Source organism: Pseudomonas sp. PDM13 (assembly GCF_025685765.1).
Taxonomy (GTDB): Bacteria; Pseudomonadota; Gammaproteobacteria; order Pseudomonadales; family Pseudomonadaceae; genus Metapseudomonas; species Metapseudomonas solani.
In genome coordinates this window covers 111,071-131,355 of sequence record NZ_JAOTQU010000012.1, presented here as the reverse complement: position 1 = coordinate 131,355, position 20,285 = coordinate 111,071, and the positions used below count along the sequence as shown (strand labels likewise).

Sequence of the window (20,285 nt, the reverse complement as noted above, 5' to 3'; positions counted from 1 at the left end):
CCCCTCACCCATCGCCCAGTTACACAGACAGAATATATTTCTTCCTCAACCCGACTAAGGTAGCCGGCAAGCCCGAAAAACTGATCACTCCTTAACCTTACAGAAAATAATAAAACGATAAGGGACAGACCTAAAGATCGAGTACACTCTTGGGACGTCCAGGCTTACCTCTTGTGACTACTCGCCCCAACGCCGCCTCAAATTCAGCAAAAAACTTGGGACTTCCCAGTGCATAGTTTCCATTTGTGGCGGCACGTATTTGATCAACCAGCCCTGGGTCTAGTTTATAGCGGAATCAGGGCTTTCGGGCGTGGTCAAAAGTCATCAGACACCAGGCATGGATCGCACATCCATGCTTCTTTACCTGCTCCAGCAATACGTCCAGATAAAAAGATAATCCTCGTCAACGCAAAAACAGGCTGAGCGATTGTTCCCTTTCTGAATCAGGCGAAGTGAAATACCTGGCAATGAAATACGTGTTAGACGTGGCATACAGACCTCCTTCCATGGACTTCCATAACCCTAGATGCAATAAACGTGGCTTGTCTCTTATTGATCTCTTAAATCTGCCAAAACGTCAGGCAAACCCCGTACTCATCAAGAAGATCATCAGCAACCTCAAACTCAAATTTTTTTTCTGGAAAGCACTCAGACAGCGCCACCCTCCAGTATTTTTTAAGTTGCTCAGCAAAAATATAACAAAGCCGATAGTCCTCCTCCGATAGCCCAACCTTAAATACTGGCCGATCAGGCGCACTCTCCCACCTCGAAAAAAACTGGCTTACTGAGAAATTGTTCCTATATCGTTCCACATCCCTCCGAGAAAAACCCCTCTCCAACTGCCCTGTCTCCGCCTCAACCAACCCACTCAACATATTTTTTTGTGGATCATACTGCTGAACGGTAGGCAACCAGAAAACATGGCCATCGTGCTCAACAAAATCAGGAGATAATAACCCTATAACTGCAATCGCCTGCTCCAGCGAAACCAGATTACCCACATACGAAAAAAATTCTCCAGCTCCAATATCCGAAGAAAACAAGCTCAACGACTGCGTAGAAATACCACCCCGACAGCTCTTCATCATCACAAACCCAAGTCATTAAGGATTGATTTTGGTACATTCCCTTCGAAAACTTTCGTATCACTGCCTTTTTTCGGGAAATACTGCCCGTTTGGTGATTGATGCCATTCAACCACCTTTATTCGAGCGCTAGAGACATCATACAGCGCACGCCCCTCTGGACCATAGACAATGACGTGGCCATTCCCAAGATTAGCGTAGGAATTTGGTCTTTGCCCCTGTAGCGGATACTGGACGCCACCACGAGCCCCCGTGACTGTAACATTCGTTGCCGTAAGCCCCCTCGTATAATTTAGATCAATAACAATACCGGACGAATCCGCAACAAACCTCGGTCTTGGCTTCTGATTAAGCGCGCCAAAATCCCCATCACTTTGTGAAACGGCGTTGTCCCATTTTGGCTTCGTATCACCAACAGCCTTTTCGGGCTTGACCTCTTTCCCTACGCTGACGCCTGCCACTCCTCGCCCGTTCCCGGCAGTCGCCCCACCAGTACTACCAGCAGGCATACGCCCGCCGTGAATACCCATCACCCCTTCCTGTGCCAAGTTACCCAGTAGCGTCGCTCGCTCTTGTGGATTGAGAGTTTTCCCATAAGCACGCTCTAGCCACTGAGTAGAACTCATCCATACGTCCAGCGCCCCCTGCTCCTGAGAAGTCAACCAACCCTCTCTAAGATACTTGGCCAGCACCAGCTGCTTATCCAGAGTGAAAAGATCACCGTGCTCGTTGAACGGGTTAGCTGAAGGCACCGCAACTACACTAGGATTGCCATTGAGAAGACCAGGAACATCGTATCCCACGCTGCGATAAAGGAAGCTCATCAGCTCTTTAGCTACTGGATCGTCCATTGCGATAGAGCTGTTTACTATCTTTTCAACGCAAGCACGGCTTGTACAAGACTCAATGGCGTTAGAGCGAGCCGCTGATAATTTCTCGTACTTATCTAGAATTCCGTAGAGCGTTTGTTCACTGCACTGTTTTCCTGCACGACAATCTTTCAACTCACTCAAAAGCTGATCAGCGGATGGATGATCAAGATTGTTGTAACTAGTCGCATTACCAGCTACCCAGGCTCCAGTCTGCAGGCTTGCTTCGTCGCCTCCCTGAGCAGCTGCGGCCAAGACGCCAAGTACTTGCGAGTTCATGACGAGCAAGCGCTTCTTCTCTTCCAGGTCCATATGGCCATAGACGTCGGCGAGCTCGTCTACGATGGCTTCGTTCAAGCCAGCCGCCAAAGCGCCTGTCTTGAAATCTCCACCTGCGGCTTCGGCCGCGAGCCCCCCCATGAGGGCGTGCAGCCCTATCTTGGGCAGACTGCCGTTTTTCCAGTCCCACTCGTAAACGCTGGTCTTGTCTCCCACCCAGTTGAAGCCAGCGGCAGCAAAAGCGTTGGCCAGACTGGTACGCAGGGCGTCGCTGAACTTCGAATCCCCTCCCAGGGCGCGGTCAACTAGTGTGGAGGTCCCATTCTGGAGCACTTGGTTGGCAGTGAATCGACCGACGCCCTCCCAGGTGCCAAGCCCGCCCGCTGCGGTAACGGCCCCACTATTAGGTAAAGAAGTTGAGGGGGCAGTATTAGTACCGGTCCACTTGTCGTAGACCCCAGCCGTCAAACCTGCCGTCACCCCAGTAACGACATACCCTTTCATCGCATCCTTCGACGTGATGTCTTTAACGACCGCGCCAAGATTTCCTTTGTTATTGATGGTGCTTACAGCGGCCGATCCAGCTGCGGACGAAGCCACAGCAGTTAAAGCGGCATTGGCCGTGCCCGCCGCCACCGTAGAGCCAATCGCCGCTCCATTCGCCACGGCGGATGCTGTAGCTGTGCCTGCAGCTGCCATCGCACTGCCCGAGCCTGCAGTCGCACTCGCAGCCGTACCAATAAGCCCGCTAGCAGCACCCGCAGTGAAGTAGGCAACGATGATCGCAATGATGATCGCCGCACCACCGCCCAGCCCCGAATGGCTGTACTTGAAGGAGTCATGCACTTCCTTCACTCGACGCCAGTCAACATCACCTCGCTGTTCAACGTCTTTCAGCCAGGCCAGTTGCGGGTCGGCAGCCACCATCGCATCGACGGTCTGGCTGACGCTCTGCTGGTTGATCTCCTTGATATCGATCTTCAGTCCATCGACAGCCTTGATGGCGATCTCACCCTGAGCGATCAGTTGGCTCTGCAGGACCGTTTCATCCGTCTTGCCTTTGCCCTCCATGGAGTTCCACACGAAGCTGCTCTTGCTCTTCTCATGGCTCTCCTGGTGCATGTCCTTGACCGCTTCGAAGGTGATGGCACCGCCACTTTCCAGGGTCAGGTTGCTGCCGCTTTCCAGGTGAGCGCGCTGGTAGAGCTGGTCGCCTTCGCTGGCGAGGGTGAGGTCGCCGCCGGTGATGATGCTGGTGCCGACATTACGGACATCGGTGACTTCGTCGCGCTGGGTCTTCTTGGCGCCGAAGGCCTCCTTCTTCTTCATGTCGTAAAGGTGGTAGTCGCTGTCCTGCCCTGCGGTCAGGGCCAGCTGTTCGCCGGCGTACAGGTAGGCTTCGTCACCGGCCTTGAGCTTGCTGGCGCTGAGCAGCAGGTTGCCGCCCGCCTCGATATCGAGATCGCCGCCCGCTTCGATCACCGCCGCCTGCTGGCGGACGGTGCTGTCTTCCTTGTTGATCTTCTTGCCGCTGCGCTTGTAGCGGTATTCGCTGCTGCTCTCGTCGGCTGCCGCAGCGATGGTGATGTCGCGCTCGGCCTCCAGGCTGACGTCGCCCCCCGCCTTGACGGTGCTGGCGATCACTGCGAGATCCTGCCCGGCGCTGGCCTGCAGGTTGCCGCCGATCTGCACATCACTTCCATGCTGGGTGGTGCTGGTATTGCTCCAGAAGTGGCGCTTGTCCTGGCGCATGCTGCCGTTCTCTTCGGCAGCGTAGGCGATGACCAGGTCATTGCCGGCACTCAACGTGGCGTTGCCGCCGGCCTTGAGGCTGCCGCCGATGTTCTGGATGTCGCGCCCGGCGGAGAGGTTCAGGCTGTTGCTCGCCTCGATCCCGGCGGCCTTGTCCACCACGCTGGTGAGCTGGCTGAAGTTCTTGCCGCTGCGGGCGTCCTGGCTGATGGTGCGCTCGTTGATGATGTCGCCGGTGAGGGCGATGGCGCTGACGTCCTTGCCGTTGATGATGCCGCCATGGGCGTTGCGGATGCTGTCGGTGGCCAGCAGGGACAGGCGATCGCCCGCCTGCATCAGGCCACGGTTGTCGATGTTCAGGGCAGACGCCTGCAGCTGGTTGCTGGCACGCAGGGTGCCGCTGTTGCTGAGGGTGCTGCCGCTGATGAGGGCGACGTCCTGGCCCTGGATCAGTGCGCCGCTGGGCGCCAGGCGGTCCTTGGCCTGGGCCAGGTAGAGCACCGGCACCAGCACCTTCTCGCCATTCACGTCCTGCTCCTGCATCCACACGATGTCGTGGGTCAGGGCGGCCACCTGCTCGGCGCTCAGGGCCACGCCCGGGGCTAGGTTGAGGGCTTCCTTGCTGGCGATGGCGTTGTCCATCAGGTACTTGAACTGAGCCTCATCCGAAGCGAGCCCGTCGATGAAGCGCTTGCCCGTGCGGGCGACCACCGCTTCGCGGATCAGGCGCTGCTCATAGAGGCCATCACCCAGGCGTTTCTGCGCCTGGTCAGCGTCGAAGCCGAGGCGGTTCAGCATGTAGTCGGAGCTGAGGAAGCTCTTCAGGTTGGCGAACTCGGCGCGCGTCTCGACCAGGTAGCGATGGCCGGCACCTTGATTGACATGGAACAGGCCGTTCTGGCCCTGGGGCAGACCGAAGCCCGGCAGCGTCACCGGGTTGACCGCCTGCTGGTTGGCGTCCGGCGCCAGCTGTGCATTGAGCTGCACCACCAGCGGTTGGCTGGTGAGGCCTACCTGGCTGTCCAGGTTCTGGGCGGTGCCGCCCTGGGGCGCCTGGTTGGCCAGGACCGAGTCGTTGGTGATGGGCTGGGTGGCCTGGATGCTGACGTTGCCGCCGGCCTGGATGATGGCCGGCGAACCGATGCCGGTAGGCGTGCGGGTCTCGACGTCGCTGGTCAACGCCCAGCTGTAGAGCGCACTGGGCACTTCCTTCGGCATCGGCTGGGCGTTGTAGGGATTGATGTAGTTGTCGCGGAAGCGCTCATCGGTGCCGTCGGTGACGCGGCCGGTATTGAAACGACGGACGCGCTCGATGATGCCGGTGGCGGCGCCGGTGTTCTCCAGGCTGGTGCCCTGGATGCCGATGTTGCCGGTGGCGCTCAGGCTGCTGTAACGGTTGGCGATGACACCGCCCTGGATATCGAGGTTGCCGCCGCTGTGGATGCGCGACGCGGCGGAATCTTCCAGCACCGAGCTTTCGAAGCGCTCGGTGGCGACGTAGTCGACGTTGTGGTGATCACCGCTGCAGTCGTAGCAGACCACGCTGATGGAGCCGGAGACCAGCGTCTTGCCGGGGGTGAACAGCTCCTTGCGGTTGGTCAGGGTGGCGGCACGCAGGGTCATGTCGCCCGTGGACTCGATGCCGCCGGAACGGTTCTCCAGCAACGCCATCTGCCCATTCGCATCGTCCTTCGCCGCGCTCAGTGCGCCCAGGCTGTAGATGTCGCCCTTGAGGTTGGTGAGGCTGTTGGCGCGCAGGGCCATGTCGGCGCCGCTGAAGACCAGGCCCTGGTTGAGCAGGGTCGGGGCTTCGATGCGCAGCTTCTGCGCGGCGCCGAGGGTGCCGCGGTTGTCGAGGCTGGCGACGATCAGCAGGGTATCGCCCACAGTGCTGATAGTGCCGGCGTTGACCAGACTGCTGCCGAGGCGGAACTCGCCCTTGCCGCCGCTGCGCAGTTGCGCGCCCTGGCCGAGTTCGGCATTGGCGGCGCTGAGGGTCAGGTCGCCCAGGCTCTTCAGGCTGCCGTTGCCCTGGTAGCGGCCGGTGAGGGCCAGTTGCAGCTTGCCTTCGGTTTCGATGGCGCCGTCGTTGGTCCAGTCGCCGCCGCTGGCGGTGATGTCGTCGATGGACACCAGCTTGCCGCTGGCGGTCTGGGTGAAGGTGCCGACCTTGAGGTCCAGGCGCTGGGCCTGCAGCAGGCTGCTGTTGGTCCAGTCGGCGACATCGAGGCTGAGCACGCCGTTGGTGATGAAGCTGCCGCCGGCCTGCCCGGCATCGGCCAGGCTGAGGGCGAAGCCCTGGGTACCGACGTGGCGCAGGGTGCCCTGCTGGTTGCTGAGGCTGGCGCTGGTGAGGCTGAAGCCGGCGTTGCCGATTTCCACCAGGCCGCCGTCGTTGTCGAAGCGGCCGCCGATGGCGAAAGTGCTGATGCCGGTGCTGCCGAGTGCGCGCAGCTTGCCGCCGGCGTTGCTGGCGGAGCCGACGTCGAGAGCGAGGGTCTTGCTGGCTTCGATCAGGCCACCGTCGTTGGCGAGCTTGCCGGTCAGGGTGAGGCTGGCGCTGTCGCCACCCACAGTGCCGCCCTGGTTGCGCAGGCTGTCGACATCGACCGTCACCGCCTGTTTGGCCAGTAGCTGGCCGCCGTCGTTGATGACCTCGCCGCGCTTGATGCTCAGGTCGCCCTGGGTGGCGACGATCTGGCCCTGGCCGTTGTCCAGGCGGGTGGTGCTGGTGAGCTCGACGCTGTCGCCCTGGATGCGGCCCTGGCCGTTGCCGAGGCTGTCGACGGTGGCCGTGAGGGCACCGCCCTGGGCGTTGAGGCGACCCTGCTGGTTGCTCAGTTCGCCGGCCGCGAGGGTCAGCTTGCCATCGCCGGCGAGGACCTTGCCGCTGCGGTTGTCCAGGCGGTTGCTGGCGGTGGCCTTGAGCTCGCCGCTGTCGGCCTGGAGGGTACCGCCCTGGTTGTCCAGCACGGCGGTAGTGAGAGTCAGGCCGTCGGCCTTGGAGAGGATCAGGCCGTCGCCGAGGTTCTTCACCTCGTCGGTGACGGTAACGGTCAGTGCCTTGTTGGCGGCCAGGGTGCCACCGCTGTTGTCCAGTTGCTTGCCTTCGACCTTCAGGTCCTGCCGGCCGATGAGTTGGCCACCGTGGTTTTCCAGGGTCTGGGCCTTCACCTGGGCGGAGCCGGCGGCGACCAGTTGCGAGCCCTGGTTGTCGAGCTTCGCCAGGTCGGTGGTCAGGGTGCCCTGGGCCAGCACCTTGCCGCGGTTGGTCAGGGTGCCGCCCTGGAGGTCGAGGACGCTGGCGGTGTTGGCGCTGCCGTCGGCGCGCACGCCGGCTTCCAGGTTGCCCCGGTTGTCGATGCGCGCGGCGTTCAGGCTCAGGTCGCCGGCGGCCGCCAGGCTTTCCTTCACCTCGACAGTGCCGCCGCTGGTGACGCTGGCCTTGCCGCCGGCGTAGGCGCTGCGGGTCAGGTCGACATCGTTGGCCTTGAGGGTGATGTCGCCGCTGGCGGCAGTGCGTGCCAGGGTCAGCTTGCCGTTGGCATCGATCTGGATGTCGCCGCCGCTGGCGGCCATGTCGCCGGCGAGCTTCACACCCACGCCCTGCTCGGTGCCCACCAGGCGGATGGCCCCGGCGTACATGCCGCCGAGGGCGGAGCTGTCGATGGCCAGTTGCGGCTTGGTGCTGCCGTCGTCGGCCTTGGCAGTGGCGGCCAGGGTGACGGCGTCCACTTCGTTGCGGCCGGTGACCATGGCCAGTTGCTTGGCGTGCAGTTCGGCGTTGATCTGCGCGCTGCGGGTGATCAGCTCGAACTGGTCGACATTGCCGGCGTTGAGGCCGGCGCCCTCGATGGCGATGGCGCCGCCGTCCACGTCGTAGCGGTCGAGGCGGCCGTTCTCCACCACCGGCTTGCCGGTGCTCAGGGTGACCTTGGGCGTATTGATGAAGCCGCAGCCGTCACAGGTGATGCCGTGGGGGTTGGCGACTATGACATGGGCGCCCTGCCCGGCCACCTCGGTGTAGCCCTTGAGCTGGCTGGGGCTGCCGCCGTTGACCTCGTTGAGGATGAGGCCGGCGGCACGGCCGTTGAGGTTGGTGTTGCCGATGATGTAGCCGCCGAGCTGGGTGTTCTGCAGCTTGTCGGTGGCGTTGTTGAGGATCAGCCCCTGCTGGCCGACGTTGTAGTCGGTGAAGCGGTTATGGGACAGGCCGTTGGCGTTGGGCGTGGCGATGTTGACCACGGGCACGCCATTGCCGGCGCTGCCGATGCTGGTGTTGCCGCCAGCGGCCGCGTCCACCGCCAGGTCGGCGGCGGTGGAGACGATGGGATTGAGGAACATCACGCCGACGAGGATGGTGGCGATGTTCTGGAACAGGGGGCTGCGAACGTCCATGTACTGGAACTCCGGGCGAAGCTGAAATCAGAAGAAGAGGTCGAAGCGGAAATACACCGGGTGTTCCTGGCGCGTGATGGCGTCAGGGCGTTCCAGGGACCGCGCGAAGGTGACCGAGGCGGCCAGGTGCTGGCCCCGGGCGCTGAACTCGAAGGCGTTGCCGCTGAGGCGGCCGCTCTGACCGGGGTTGTAGCGATCGCCGTGGATCACCCCCAGGTCATAGGCGAAGGCGGCACCGTATTCCTGCACGAAGGGTTGCAGCGCAGCCCAGGTGACCGGCCGGCGCCAGCGCAGCTGGTTGCGCCAGTAGGCGCCGGTGTCACCGGAGAGGGATTGCTCCTTGAAGCCACGCACCGAGCTGAGGCCACCGACGCTGATGCGTTGCGGGCTGTAGAGCACGTCTTCGCTGTGTTGGCCGTTGACCAGGCTGTCGAAGCTGAAGGATTCCCCCAGCAACTGGAAGGACTGCAGGTAGCTGGCGGTGAGGCTGTACTTGTTGTAGCGGGCCTCGGGCGAACCATGGAACGGCGTGCGATCGTGCTGGGCATCGGAGGCGCCGATGCCACGCTGCCAGCCGACATCGACGTTGACGAAGGCATTGCCGATACGGCGACCGTGGTTGAAGCCCAGCTGGGATTCGGTCAGGCGCGGGCTGGAGGTGCCGAGCAGGCTGTTCTCCACGTAGTTGCGCGTTTCCACATGGGCGATGCCGAGGCTGGCCGCCGTCTTGCTGACGCTGTCGCGGTGCAGCACACGCTCGGCGCGCAACTGGTGGTTCTTGCTCTCGCCGTCGGTGACGAAGGGGAAGCCGCTGTTGTCGTTACGGGTGCGGTAGTAGCTCTGGCTGTAGGCGTAGCTGAAGTTCCACCAGCCGTAGGGCAGGTTGTAGAGGACGCTCTGGTTGGCCGAGTGCTTCCAGTGGTCGCTGGCCAGGTCGCCGCCGCCGCGGAGGCTGAGCTGGTCGGCCAGGCCGAAGGGGCTGTCCCAGTCGAGGCTGGCGCCCCACTGCTGCTCGCCGGTGCTGCGCTGGCCGTCGTTGTGACGGTTCAGGCCCACGCGCCAGGGTTTGCTCGGCTCGCCCTTGAGCTGCACGCGGCTGCCACCCACGTCCGCGCCAGGCACCAGCTCCAGTTGCGCGGGGCGCGACGGCAGGCGGTTGATCTGGTCCACCAGCTGTTCCATTTCGCGCAGGTCGAGCACTTCGCCGTTGCGGGCGGGCGACGCCATGGCCAGTTCGCGGTCGCTGGCGATGGCCGAGCTGTCGAGGCCTTCGAGCTTGCCTTCGACCACGATGACGTCCAGCTCGCCGTCGGCCAGGTCCTGCTGCGGCAGGTAGGCGCGCGAAGTGACGTAGCCCTTGTCGATGTAGTGCTGGGTGATGGCCTTGAGCAGCTCGTTGAGGCGCCCGCTGTCCAGGCACTGGTTTTCGAAGGGCTTGAGCAGCTCGCGCTGGCGCGACGCGGAAATCAGGCTGGCACCCTGCAGGCGGATGCTGCGGATGTCGAAGCACGGCCCCTGGCTGGCGGGGGCGCTGGGCTGGACGGGAGCCTCGCGGCCGGGCAGTTGCTGCAGGTCCTGCAGGCGCTTGCGCTGTTCTTCGAGGATGCGGTCCTGGCGCTCGCGGATCAGGTCGCGGTCACCCGCGAAGGGCGCGCCGGGGCTGTCAGCGGCAAAAACAGAAAAAGCGGGGAAAAGCAGGCAGAAGCCCGCAGCGAAAGACTGCAGACGCATTGCGACCGTCCTTGGAATAGTGGCATCTCGACATCGGGGCGGCATTTTTATGGCGCCGGGAACTTTGCTCAAGCCGTTTCCCGACCAAATGCGAACCACTCGTCAGAGAGAGGGCGAAATGCCATTACCCTGGTACGGGAGTGCCACACAGTCCAGACAGGACTCTCCTGTCTAGTTCCATGCCGACAGGCGCCAAATCGCAGGCAAAAAAAAGCCCGCAGTGTGGACGGGCTGGGAAAAAGGACTCGCTGATGAGTCAGGGGGTAGACGGGTACTAGCTACCGCGGTAGGTGGAATAGCTATAGGGGGAGATCAGCAGCGGCACGTGGTAGTGGTCCTGCTCGGCACTGATGCCGAAGCGCAGCACGACCACGTCGAGGAAGGCCTGCTCGGGCAGTTTCACGCCACGCTTGCGGTAATAGTCGCCCGCATGGAAGTGCAGCTGGTAGACGCCGGTGGCGTAGCTCTCGCCCTGCAGCAGGGGAGCATCGCAACGGCCGTCGTCGTTGGTGGTGGTACGGGTGATCAGCTCCATGCCGCCGTTCTCGACGCGGTAGAGCTCGATGCTGATGTCGCTGCCAGGGCAACCGTGGGCGGCATCCAGTACGTGGGTGGTCAATCGTCCCATTGCTTTCCGGGCTCCCGCTGCAGTCGTCGACCCGCGGTTGCCACGCCTCCTCTTCTCGTTGAATTCGGTGCATCCAGGGTGCCTACCGCCCCATGAAAGGGCATCAAGGGCACCGCGATGCGACAAATATAAGACATTATTCTTCAGAATTGTACACAATTATTCCAGAATTTTTCCCACCTCCGTGGGCGCTCGGGCAGCTGGCACCATTTTGATGCATACCTCCACCCGACAAGGGTTTTATTGCAAAGAGCTGACCATTCAGGCAAGTTTTTTGCAAACCTGCAGAACGTCGACTTGGACAAATATTCGATTTACAAAACGCAACGACATTTGTATACAATCACCCATCGTGTTCGCGCAGCCACGGCTCTGCGAACCCTCAACAGACAAGAAGGAATCCAGTAGTGAGCCTCGACTACCCCCGCGACCTGATCGGCTACGGCAGCAATCCCCCGCATCCGCACTGGCCGGGCGAGGCTCGCGTCGCCCTTTCCTTCGTTCTCAACTACGAGGAAGGCGGCGAACGCAACATCCTTCATGGCGACAAGGAATCCGAGGCCTTCCTCTCCGAGATGGTCGCGGCGCAGCCCCTGCAGGGCGCGCGCAACATGAGCATGGAATCCCTCTACGAATACGGTAGCCGCGTCGGCGTCTGGCGCCTGCTCAACCTGTTCAAGAAGCACGACATCCCGTTGACCATCTTCGCCGTCGCCATGGCCGCCCAGCGTCACCCGGACGCCATCCGCGCCATGGTCGAGGCGGGCCACGAGATCTGCAGCCACGGCTACCGCTGGATCGACTACCAGTACATGAGCGAGGAGCAGGAGCGCGAGCACATGCTCGAGGCCATCCGCATCCTCACCGAACTGACCGGCGAGCGCCCCATGGGCTGGTACACCGGCCGCACCGGCCCGAACACCCGCCGCCTGGTGATGGAGGAAGGTGGCTTCCTCTACGACTCCGACACCTACGATGACGACCTGCCCTATTGGGACCCGGCCAGCACCGTGGAGAAGCCGCACCTGGTCATCCCCTACACCCTCGACACCAACGACATGCGCTTCACCCAGGTGCAGGGTTTCAACAAGGGCGACGACTTCTACGAATACCTGAAGGACGCCTTCGACGTGCTCTACGCCGAAGGTGCAGCCGGCGCGCCGAAGATGCTGTCCATCGGCATGCACTGCCGCCTGCTGGGCCGCCCCGCGCGCCTCGCCGCCCTGGCCCGTTTCATCGAATACGTGAAGAGCCACGACAAGGTCTGGTTCGCCCGCCGCGTGGACATCGCCCGCCACTGGCACACCACCCACCCTTTCCAAGGCAACGCCCAATGAGCAGCTTCCAGAAGATCACCCCGTCCAGCTTGTCCCGCGATGCCTTCGTCAGCGCCTTTGCCGACATCTACGAGCATTCGCCCTGGGTCGCCGAGAAAGCCTACGACCTCGGCCTGGACGCCAGCGTCGACCAGATCGACGGCCTGCATCAGCGCATGTCCGACATCCTCCTCAGCGCCAGCCACGACGCCCAGCTGGCCCTGATCAACGCTCACCCGGACCTGGCAGGCAAGGCCGCCGTCCGTGGCGAACTGACCGAAGCCAGCACCAGCGAACAGGCCGGTGCCGGCATCCACGAATGCACGGCTGAAGAGTTCTCGCGCTTCACCGAGCTGAACGACGCCTACAAGGCCAAGTTCGGGTTTCCTTTCATCATGGCGGTGAAGGGCAGCAATCGGCACCAGATCCTGGCGGCCTTCGAGGAGCGCATCCACAACTCCCCCGAAGCCGAATTCAGCCGGGCCCTGGCCGAGATCAACAAGATCGCGCTGTTCCGCCTGCAGCAGATGTAACCCCAGTTGCAGGCACGCCGCCCTACGCAATGCCACTGTTTCAAGGCAGACAGCAACGATGAAGAGCTACGCAGTACCCTTCGAAAAGTACGTCAACCTCGCCGATGCCCGCCTCGGGACCCGAGCCATCTCGGTCACCGACGACTGGTTCGCTGACGTCAACCGCCTGTTCCAGCCGACCGCGGCCGTCTGGAAGGAAGGCGTGTTCGACGACAACGGCAAGTGGATGGACGGCTGGGAATCCCGCCGCAAACGTTTCGAAGGTTACGACCATGCCGTGATCCGCCTGGGTGTACCGGGCTCGATCAAGGGCGTGGACATCGACACCAGCTTCTTCACCGGCAACTACCCGCCGTCCGCGTCCCTCGAAGGCTGCTTCGTGGCCAACGGCGACCCGGACGAGAACACCCAGTGGAGCGACGTGCTCGGCGCCGTGGAACTCAAGGGCGACAGCCACCACTACCACGCGGTCGACAACGACCAGGCCTTCACCCACCTGCGTTTCAACATCTACCCCGATGGCGGCGTGGCGCGCCTGCGCGTATACGGCGTGCCCCATCGCGACTGGAGCGCGGTCGGCGACAACGAGCAGGTCGACCTCGCCGCCGCCCTCAATGGCGGCCGCGCGCTGGCCTGCTCCGACGAGCACTTCGGTCGCATGGGCAACATCCTCAACCCGGGCCGTGGCATCAACATGGGTGACGGTTGGGAAACCGCCCGCCGCCGCACGCCTGGCAACGACTGGGTGATAGTCGCCCTCGGCCACCCCGGCGAGATCGAGCGCATCGTGGTCGACACCCTGCACTTCAAGGGCAACTACCCCGACAGCTGCTCGATCCAGGCCGCCTTCGTCAAAGGCGGCACCGACAGCCAGATCGAGACCCAGAGCCTGTTCTGGCGCGAGCTGCTACCGAGCCAGAAACTCTCGATGCACGCCGAACACAAATACATCGAACAGATCCGGGCCCTCGGCCCCGTCACCCACGTACGCCTGAATGTGTTCCCGGACGGAGGCGTCAGTCGCCTGCGCCTGTTCGGCAAGGTGGCCAGTTAACGCCGGACAGCTTCCGGCAACCCCCGTCACCGTGGCGGGGCGACAGTAAGGATAAGAAGAACAGCATGCGCACTCTCAAGATCGAGCCCCTGACCAAAGAAGCCTTCGCCGCGTTCGGTGACGTCATCGAAACCGAAGGCAGCGAATTCTTCATGATCAACAACGGCTCCACCCGCCGTTACCACAAGCTGGCCACCGTCGAAACGGCCCAGCCGGACGACAAGGCGATCATCAGCATCTTCAGCGCCGAATCCCTGGAGATGCCCCGCCCCATCAGCATGCTTGAACGACATCCGCAGGGCAGCCAGGCCTTCATACCGCTGCTCGGCAACCCCTTTCTGGTCGTGGTCGCGCCCGTTGGCGATGCACCTGTACCGGGTCTGGTCCGTGCTTTCCTCACCAATGGCAAGCAGGGCGTTAATTACCATCGCGGCGTTTGGCACCACCCGGTGCTGACGATCGAAAAGCGGGATGACTTCCTGGTGGTTGATCGCAGTGGTTCTGGCAACAACTGCGATGAGCATTACTTCACCGAGGACGAGCAGCTCTTCCTCGACCCCCACCACTAATAAGAGAAGCCCAGCGATCGCCGTGCCGATCGTTCGGGAAAGAGGTACGTACTGTGGAAGCACATCTGACCGAATGGCTGAACCTGAGCATTCGCTGGGTTCACATGATCACCGGTATCGCCTGGATCGGCGCATCGTTCTATTTCGTCTGGCTGGAGAACAACCTCAACCGCAAGGCCCCGCGCGACGGGCTGGCCGGTGACCTGTGGGCGATCCACGGGGGTGGCATCTACCACCTGGAGAAATACAAGCTCGCCCCGCCGAAAATGCCGGACAACCTGCACTGGTTCAAATGGGAAGCCTATTTCACATGGCTGTCGGGCGTCGCCCTGCTGACCGTGGTGTTCTACCTGAACCCGACCCTGTACCTGATCGCCCCCGGCCTGGACCTCGCCCCCGCGGCAGCCATCGCCATCGGCGTGGGTTCGCTGATCGCCGGCTGGTTCATCTACGACCTGCTGTGCGACTCGCCCCTGGGCAAGCAACCCGCCCTGCTCGGCCTGATCCTCTTCGTGCTGGTGATCGGCGCCGCCTGGGGCTTCACCCAGGTGTTCAGCGGTCGTGGTGCCTACATCCACGTCGGCGCGCTGATCGGCACCATCATGGTCGGCAACGTGTTCCGCATCATCATGCCGGCACAGCGTGCACTGGTTAAGGCGATCGAAGAGAACCGCACCCCGGACCCGGCCCTGCCGGCCAAGGGCCTGCTGCGCTCGCGCCACAACAACTACTTCACCCTGCCGGTGCTGTTCATCATGATCAGCAACCACTTCCCGAGCACCTACGGCAGCAAGTACAACTGGCTGATCCTGGCCGGGATCGCGGTGATCGCCGTTCTCGTGCGCCACTACTTCAACACCCGCCACGAAAGCAACAAGTTCGCCTGGACCCTCCCGGCCGGCGCACTGGGCATGATCTGCCTGGCCTTCGTCACCTCGCCGAACTACAAGGCCGCCACCGCGCCCACCGCCAACGTCGCCCCGGTCACCGCACCGGCCAAGACCGAAGCCGCAGCGCCGGCAGCCACCACCGAAGCCAGCAAGCCCGCTGAGCAGGCCCAGGCTCCGGCCCAGCACGCCACCGAGCAGGCGCCCGCTACCGCCCAGGCCAATGCCGGCAGTGCGGACTTCGACAAGGTCCACAGCGTGATCCAGGAACGCTGCTCCGTCTGCCATTCCGCCACCCCCACCAGCCCCCTGTTCACGGCGGCTCCGGGTGGCGTGATGTTCGACACCCCGCAGCAGATCCAGGCCCTCGCGCCGAAGATCCAGGCTCAGGCCGTCGCCACCCAGATCATGCCGCTGGGCAACATCACCCAGATGACCCAGGCCGAGCGTGACCTGATCGGCTCGTGGATCGCCCAGGGCGCCAAGACCAACTAATCTCGACCACGACGGGCCGCATCCCCAAGCTGCGGCCCGTGTTTCAAGCCTGCCCCAGGCAGGCTTTTTTTATCGTCTTCCGGCACGGCGTTCCGGTGCACCTCCAGCATCAGGCCCTGCCATTTCTTCCGCGTACCCCATCCACCGCCCACAGCTGGGCCCGGATGGCAGAAACATGAATACCAGGATCGCAGCCGGCCTTTGCCAGCTGCGGCCTAAACGGCTCAACAAAAACAAAAGCGCCAGAGGTGTTGCATGACCAAGCTGACCGAGCCCGAGCTCGCCATTCCGCCCGCCGATCAACGCCTGCCTCTGTTGCAACTCCTGCTCGTCGGCATCCAGCACGTGTTGCTGATGTACGGCGGCGCCGTGGCCGTGCCGCTGATCGTCGGCCAGGCCGCCGGCCTGTCCCGCGAGGAGATCGCCTTCCTGATCAACGCCGACCTGCTGGTCGCCGGTATCGCCACCCTGGTGCAGTCGCTCGGCATCGGCCCGGTGGGCATCCGCATGCCGGTGATGATGGGCGCGAGCTTCGCCGCCGTCGGCAGCATGGTGGTGATGGCCGGCATGCCCGGCGTCGGCCTGCAGGGTATTTTCGGCGCGACCATCGCAGCCGGCTTCTTCGGCCTGCTGCTGGCCCCCTTCATGGCGCGAATCGTGCGTTTCTTCCCGCCGCTGGTGACCGGCACGGTGATCACCTCCATCGGCCTCACCCTCTTCCCCGTTGCGGTGAACTGGGCCGGCGGCGGCAGCAAGGCGGTGCAGTTCGGCGCCCTGGAATACCTGGCGGTCGCCGCCCTGGTGCTCGGCATCATCCTGCTGGTGAACCGCTTCATGCGCGGATTCTGGGTCAACGTCTCGGTGCTGATCGGCATGGCCGTGGGCTACCTGGTTGCCGGCGGCATGGGCATGGTCGACCTCACGGGCCTGGAGCAGGCGCCCTGGTTCCAGGTGGTCACCCCGTTGCACTTCGGCATGCCCAAGTTCGAGCTGGCACCGGTGCTGTCCATGTGCCTGGTGGTGGTGATCATCTTCGTCGAGTCCACCGGCATGTTCCTCGCCCTGGGCAAGATCACCGGCCGCGAGGTCTGCCCGAAAGCCCTGCGCCGTGGCCTGCTGTGCGACGCCGGCGCGTCCTTCTTCGCCGGCTTCTTCAACACCTTCACCCACTCTTCCTTCGCCCAGAACATCGGCCTGGTACAGATGACCGGTGTGCGCAGCCGCTACGTCACCGCCGTCGCCGGCCTGTTCCTGATCACCCTCAGCCTGCTGCCCAAGGCCGCCTTCCTGGTGGCCTCCATTCCGCCTGCGGTCCTGGGCGGTGCGGGCCTGGCGATGTTCGGCATGGTCGCCGCCACCGGCATCAAGATCCTCCACGAAGCAGACATCACCGACCGCCGCAACCAGTTGCTGGTGGCCGTGAGCATGGGCATGGGCATGGTGCCGGTGGTGCGCCCCGAATTCTTCGCCCACCTGCCCCACTGGATGGAACCCATCACCCACAGTGGCATCGCCATGGCCACCGTCAGTGCCCTGGTGCTCAACATCCTGTTCAACATCCTGGGTGAGAAGGAACGCAGCCATCACTGCGCCGCCCATTAAGTTTTGCTCCCACCTGAATGCACCCACCCGGTGAGGACAGGAATTACAGCCCGCCTACAAAGCGGGCTTTTTTATGGGCATCCGCCTCCGGACGGAACGGCGAGGCACGTCGGGGCTTCGTGCAGGGATGGCGTGCTTTACAGGGCGTTCGGGGGAGGCCCGTGGCGAGTCGATCGGTCGCAGGCAAAACGGCCGACTTTATGTACACAATTTTGATTTATTTTGTTACCCAGATTGTAAACAGGATGCTATATTCGCAAAACCTGACCCGCAGTTCAGTTTCCAAACGCGAGGCAGCCAGCGGGACGGCTGTAACCCGCAAGCCCACGACCTACAAAAACAACAGGCAGGCTTTGAACGATGAACGCATCCGCCCAGACCGGCACATCCGGCGCCGTCCGCCGCCCGGACCGCGACATGCCCACTGTCCTGCCCTCCCCGTTCACGACATTCCCCACCGAGGCCTCCCCCCACGAGGCCCGGCGCATATCGCACGACGCAGCCGAACAGCCCAGCGCTGAAGATCGCCCGTCGCCGCCCCGGAATCCGAAGACCGACCGCGTCGTCATGCCGAGCTGACGCCAGGACGGCCAACCCGGAATCCCTCCACGCCTCCAGCAAGACCGCCCTGCTCCGTCGGGCGGCTTCCTGCCGGCTGCGTAGAGGCAAACCTGAAGCCCTGAAAAATAAGGAAAACCGCATGAACCTGAAGCATCTGCCTCACTGCATCGCCCTTACCGCAGGCCTCCTGGCGGGAGGGCAGGCCATGGCCGACGGCCCGCTGCTGTGGCAGAACAACAGCGTCACCTACCTGTATGGCAAGGATTTCAAGGTCAACCCGGAAATCCAGCAGACCTTCACCTTCGAGCACGCCAGTGGCTGGACCTGGGGCGACCTGTTCATCTTCGCCGACCAGATCAACTACAACGGCAAGGCCGACGCCAACGCGGGCAACAACACCTACTACGGTGAAATCCAGCCGCGCCTGTCCTTCGGCAAGCTGTTCGACCAGAAGATCGCCTTCGGCCCGGTGACCGACGTGCTGCTGGCCGCCACCTACGAGCGTGGCGAGAACCGCAACCAGAACTACCTGCTCGGCCCAGGCTTCGACCTGGCCATCCCCGGCTTCGATTTCTTCCAGCTGAACTTCTACTACCGCAAGCCCGACGGCATCACCAACAACCCCGCCGGCCAGTGGCAGGTCACCCCGGTGTGGTCGTACACCATCCCAGTGGGCAACTCCGACATCCTCATCGACGGCTTCATGGACTGGGTGTGGAACAACAAGGACGGCACCAGCAGCCGCCCGAACGACCTGCACGCCAACCTGCACTTCAACCCGCAGATCAAGTACGACCTGGGCAAGGCCATGAACCTGGGTGCCAAGCAGCTGTATGTCGGTTTCGAATACGACTACTGGACCAACAAGTACGCCATCGACAACGACAGCTTCCTCGGCGACGAGATTCTCGGCGGTACCGACCAGAACACCGCCAGCCTGCTGGTGAAAGTGCACTTCTGATCCCGCCTGCAGGCAGCATGAAAAAAGGGACGGCGCAAACGCCGTCCCTTTTTCGTGGGTGGCCGGGAAGCCACCGGAGCCCGATCAGCTGGCGCGAGCCAGGTTGCGCAGGGCCTTGATCTCGTCATGGTTGCGCTGCACGCCAAGCAGTTGCTTCTCGACGATGGAGCGCGCGGGGGCCGGCAGCTCCTTGCCCAGAGCCTCCTTGTAGGCTTTCAGCGCCACGTCTTCGCCACGCTCGCACTCATTGAGGATGGCAGCATCATCCTTGCCGGTGACCAGCGCCTTGAGGTCGACCCAGCGACGGTGCAGGGCGCCAGCCACGCTGGAAGAGGTTTCCGGGTCACCGCCCATGGAACGGACCACCTGCTGCAGCTCGGCAGCGGCGCGTGCACATTCCTGGGAGCGCTGGGTGAAGGTGGCTTTCAACTGGGGATTCTTGATGTCCTCAGCGCATTCGAGAAACCCCTTTTCGCCATCCTTGCTGGTTTCGATCAGGTCGTTGAGAACGGAGATAGCCTTGTGGTTATCCATCGTGCTTTCCTCTTTTTCCGGTAGGGATTCCAGCCGAGTCTCTTCCTCAGCCACTCAGGAAAATGGACCGGATGGGATTTCCGATGGTTCAAGGTTTCGGCCACGAGGCAAGCCGGGGCGGTTCACCGCAAGCGCAGCGAGTCGGCGGGATACGGGCCGCCCCACGCGGAGCGGCCCGTTCGTCGATCAGGGTTTGGCGGGGGCGTCCTTGCTCTTCTGTCGCTTCAGGTAATCCACCTTCCACTGCTCCAGGCCCATGTACTCGGAATCGAGGTTGGCCTCGACGCGGTACTGCGCCTTGAGCGCGTCCACCTCGCCCTTGTGTTCGGCCAGGAAGCGGTTGAAGCGCTGGATCAGCTCGGGGTGACGGGAGCTGGAGAGCTGGAAGGTGCCACGGGTGTGCGGCAGCGAGGGGTCGAACACCAGGGCTCCCGGGCGGGCACGGATGTTGTCCAGGTAATAGGTGGCGACCACCACGTTGAAATAGGCGCCGTCAGCCTGCTTCTTCAACGCCTGGCGGATCATCTGCCGCAGGTCGTTGCCCTGTACCAGCTGCACCTTGCCCTCGTCGATGCGCGACTGGTAGCCACGGGGTGTCCAACCCTGCACCATGGCCAGCCGCTGCAGGGCCTCGACGCCCTGCCCGACCCGCTTCGGCTCCACCAGCACACCATCCACGTACCCCACCACCGGCTCGCTGTAGGTCATGGGTTTGCCGGCCTTGAGGTCATCGGCCCACTCGGGGCTGTCCGGGTACTTCAGGTCCACCTCACCCTTGAGCAGGCGCCCGGTGAGTTCGGTAACCGCCAGGGGGCGGTAGCTCAACTCGATGCGTTCGCTGCGGGCGAAAAGGTCCAGTACCTCACGGGCGAAACCGCGGTACTCGCCCTGCTCGTCGACCCAGTAGTGCGGCTGGAAGGACTGGCGCTCGACGCCTACCACATAGCTTTCCCCATGGGCGACGCCCAGGGGCAACAGGCCGGCCAGCAGCCAACCCAGATACCGTGTTCTCAAGAGACTCTCCTTATGTC

At 62.8% G+C, this 20,285-nt stretch carries 13 protein-coding genes; 7 read left to right on the top strand and 6 right to left on the bottom strand.

Annotated elements, in window-relative coordinates:
* Positions 1-560: 560 nt before the first annotated feature.
* The 4 genes from OEJ36_RS14580 to uraH form a co-directional block, all read right to left on the bottom strand.
* On the bottom strand, positions 561-1,088 hold the full coding sequence (locus OEJ36_RS14580; RefSeq protein ID WP_263402126.1) for a hypothetical protein: 528 nt from the start codon (positions 1,086-1,088) through the stop codon (positions 561-563).
* Positions 1,088-8,383, bottom strand: a complete 7,296-nt coding sequence (locus OEJ36_RS14575) for a DUF637 domain-containing protein (protein ID WP_263402087.1) — start codon at positions 8,381-8,383, stop codon at positions 1,088-1,090. The genes OEJ36_RS14580 and OEJ36_RS14575 overlap by 1 nt, the downstream gene beginning before the upstream one ends.
* A gap of 27 nt (positions 8,384-8,410) precedes the next feature.
* Positions 8,411-10,114, bottom strand: a complete 1,704-nt coding sequence (locus OEJ36_RS14570; protein ID WP_263402086.1) for a ShlB/FhaC/HecB family hemolysin secretion/activation protein — start codon at positions 10,112-10,114, stop codon at positions 8,411-8,413.
* A gap of 274 nt (positions 10,115-10,388) precedes the next feature.
* The gene (gene uraH, locus OEJ36_RS14565) at positions 10,389-10,742 is read right to left on the bottom strand and encodes a hydroxyisourate hydrolase (RefSeq protein WP_031288154.1); all 354 of its coding nucleotides are present in this window, start codon (positions 10,740-10,742) and stop codon (positions 10,389-10,391) included.
* Between the two features lie 407 nt (positions 10,743-11,149).
* Between uraH and puuE the strand changes: the two genes are divergently transcribed.
* The 7 genes from puuE (at position 11,150) to OEJ36_RS14530 (ending at position 18,720) form a co-directional block, all read left to right on the top strand.
* On the top strand, positions 11,150-12,079 hold the full coding sequence (gene puuE / locus OEJ36_RS14560; protein ID WP_263402085.1) for an allantoinase PuuE: 930 nt from the start codon (positions 11,150-11,152) through the stop codon (positions 12,077-12,079).
* Complete coding sequence (gene uraD / locus OEJ36_RS14555) at positions 12,076-12,591, top strand: 2-oxo-4-hydroxy-4-carboxy-5-ureidoimidazoline decarboxylase (protein WP_043243492.1); 516 nt, start codon at positions 12,076-12,078, stop codon at positions 12,589-12,591. The genes puuE and uraD overlap by 4 nt, the downstream gene beginning before the upstream one ends.
* 58 nt (positions 12,592-12,649) lie before the next feature.
* Positions 12,650-13,645 carry an allantoicase gene (gene alc / locus OEJ36_RS14550; RefSeq protein WP_263402084.1) on the top strand — a complete coding sequence of 332 codons (996 nt, stop codon included), beginning with the start codon at positions 12,650-12,652 and terminating at the stop codon, positions 13,643-13,645.
* 65 nt (positions 13,646-13,710) lie between these two features.
* A complete protein-coding gene (locus tag OEJ36_RS14545; protein WP_021220531.1) occupies positions 13,711-14,214 on the top strand; it encodes an ureidoglycolate lyase in 504 nt (167 codons plus the stop codon).
* Between the two features lie 53 nt (positions 14,215-14,267).
* Positions 14,268-15,596, top strand: coding sequence for a urate hydroxylase PuuD (locus OEJ36_RS14540; protein ID WP_263402083.1), 1,329 nt, complete (start codon positions 14,268-14,270; stop codon positions 15,594-15,596).
* Positions 15,597-15,851: 255 nt separating this feature from the next.
* Positions 15,852-17,198 carry a nucleobase:cation symporter-2 family protein gene (locus tag OEJ36_RS14535; protein ID WP_263402082.1) on the top strand — a complete coding sequence of 449 codons (1,347 nt, stop codon included), beginning with the start codon at positions 15,852-15,854 and terminating at the stop codon, positions 17,196-17,198.
* Positions 17,199-17,898: 700 nt separating this feature from the next.
* On the top strand, positions 17,899-18,720 hold the full coding sequence (locus OEJ36_RS14530; RefSeq protein ID WP_410478769.1) for an outer membrane protein OmpK: 822 nt from the start codon (positions 17,899-17,901) through the stop codon (positions 18,718-18,720).
* A gap of 84 nt (positions 18,721-18,804) precedes the next feature.
* Here OEJ36_RS14530 and OEJ36_RS14525 read toward each other — a convergent pair whose 3' ends face one another.
* Positions 18,805-19,254 carry a PA2169 family four-helix-bundle protein gene (locus OEJ36_RS14525; protein WP_263402081.1) on the bottom strand — a complete coding sequence of 150 codons (450 nt, stop codon included), beginning with the start codon at positions 19,252-19,254 and terminating at the stop codon, positions 18,805-18,807.
* A gap of 186 nt (positions 19,255-19,440) precedes the next feature.
* Entirely contained in the window at positions 19,441-20,253 is an 813-nt protein-coding gene (locus tag OEJ36_RS14520) for a substrate-binding periplasmic protein (RefSeq protein WP_263402124.1), read from the bottom strand.
* Between the last annotated feature and the right edge of the window lie 32 nt (positions 20,254-20,285).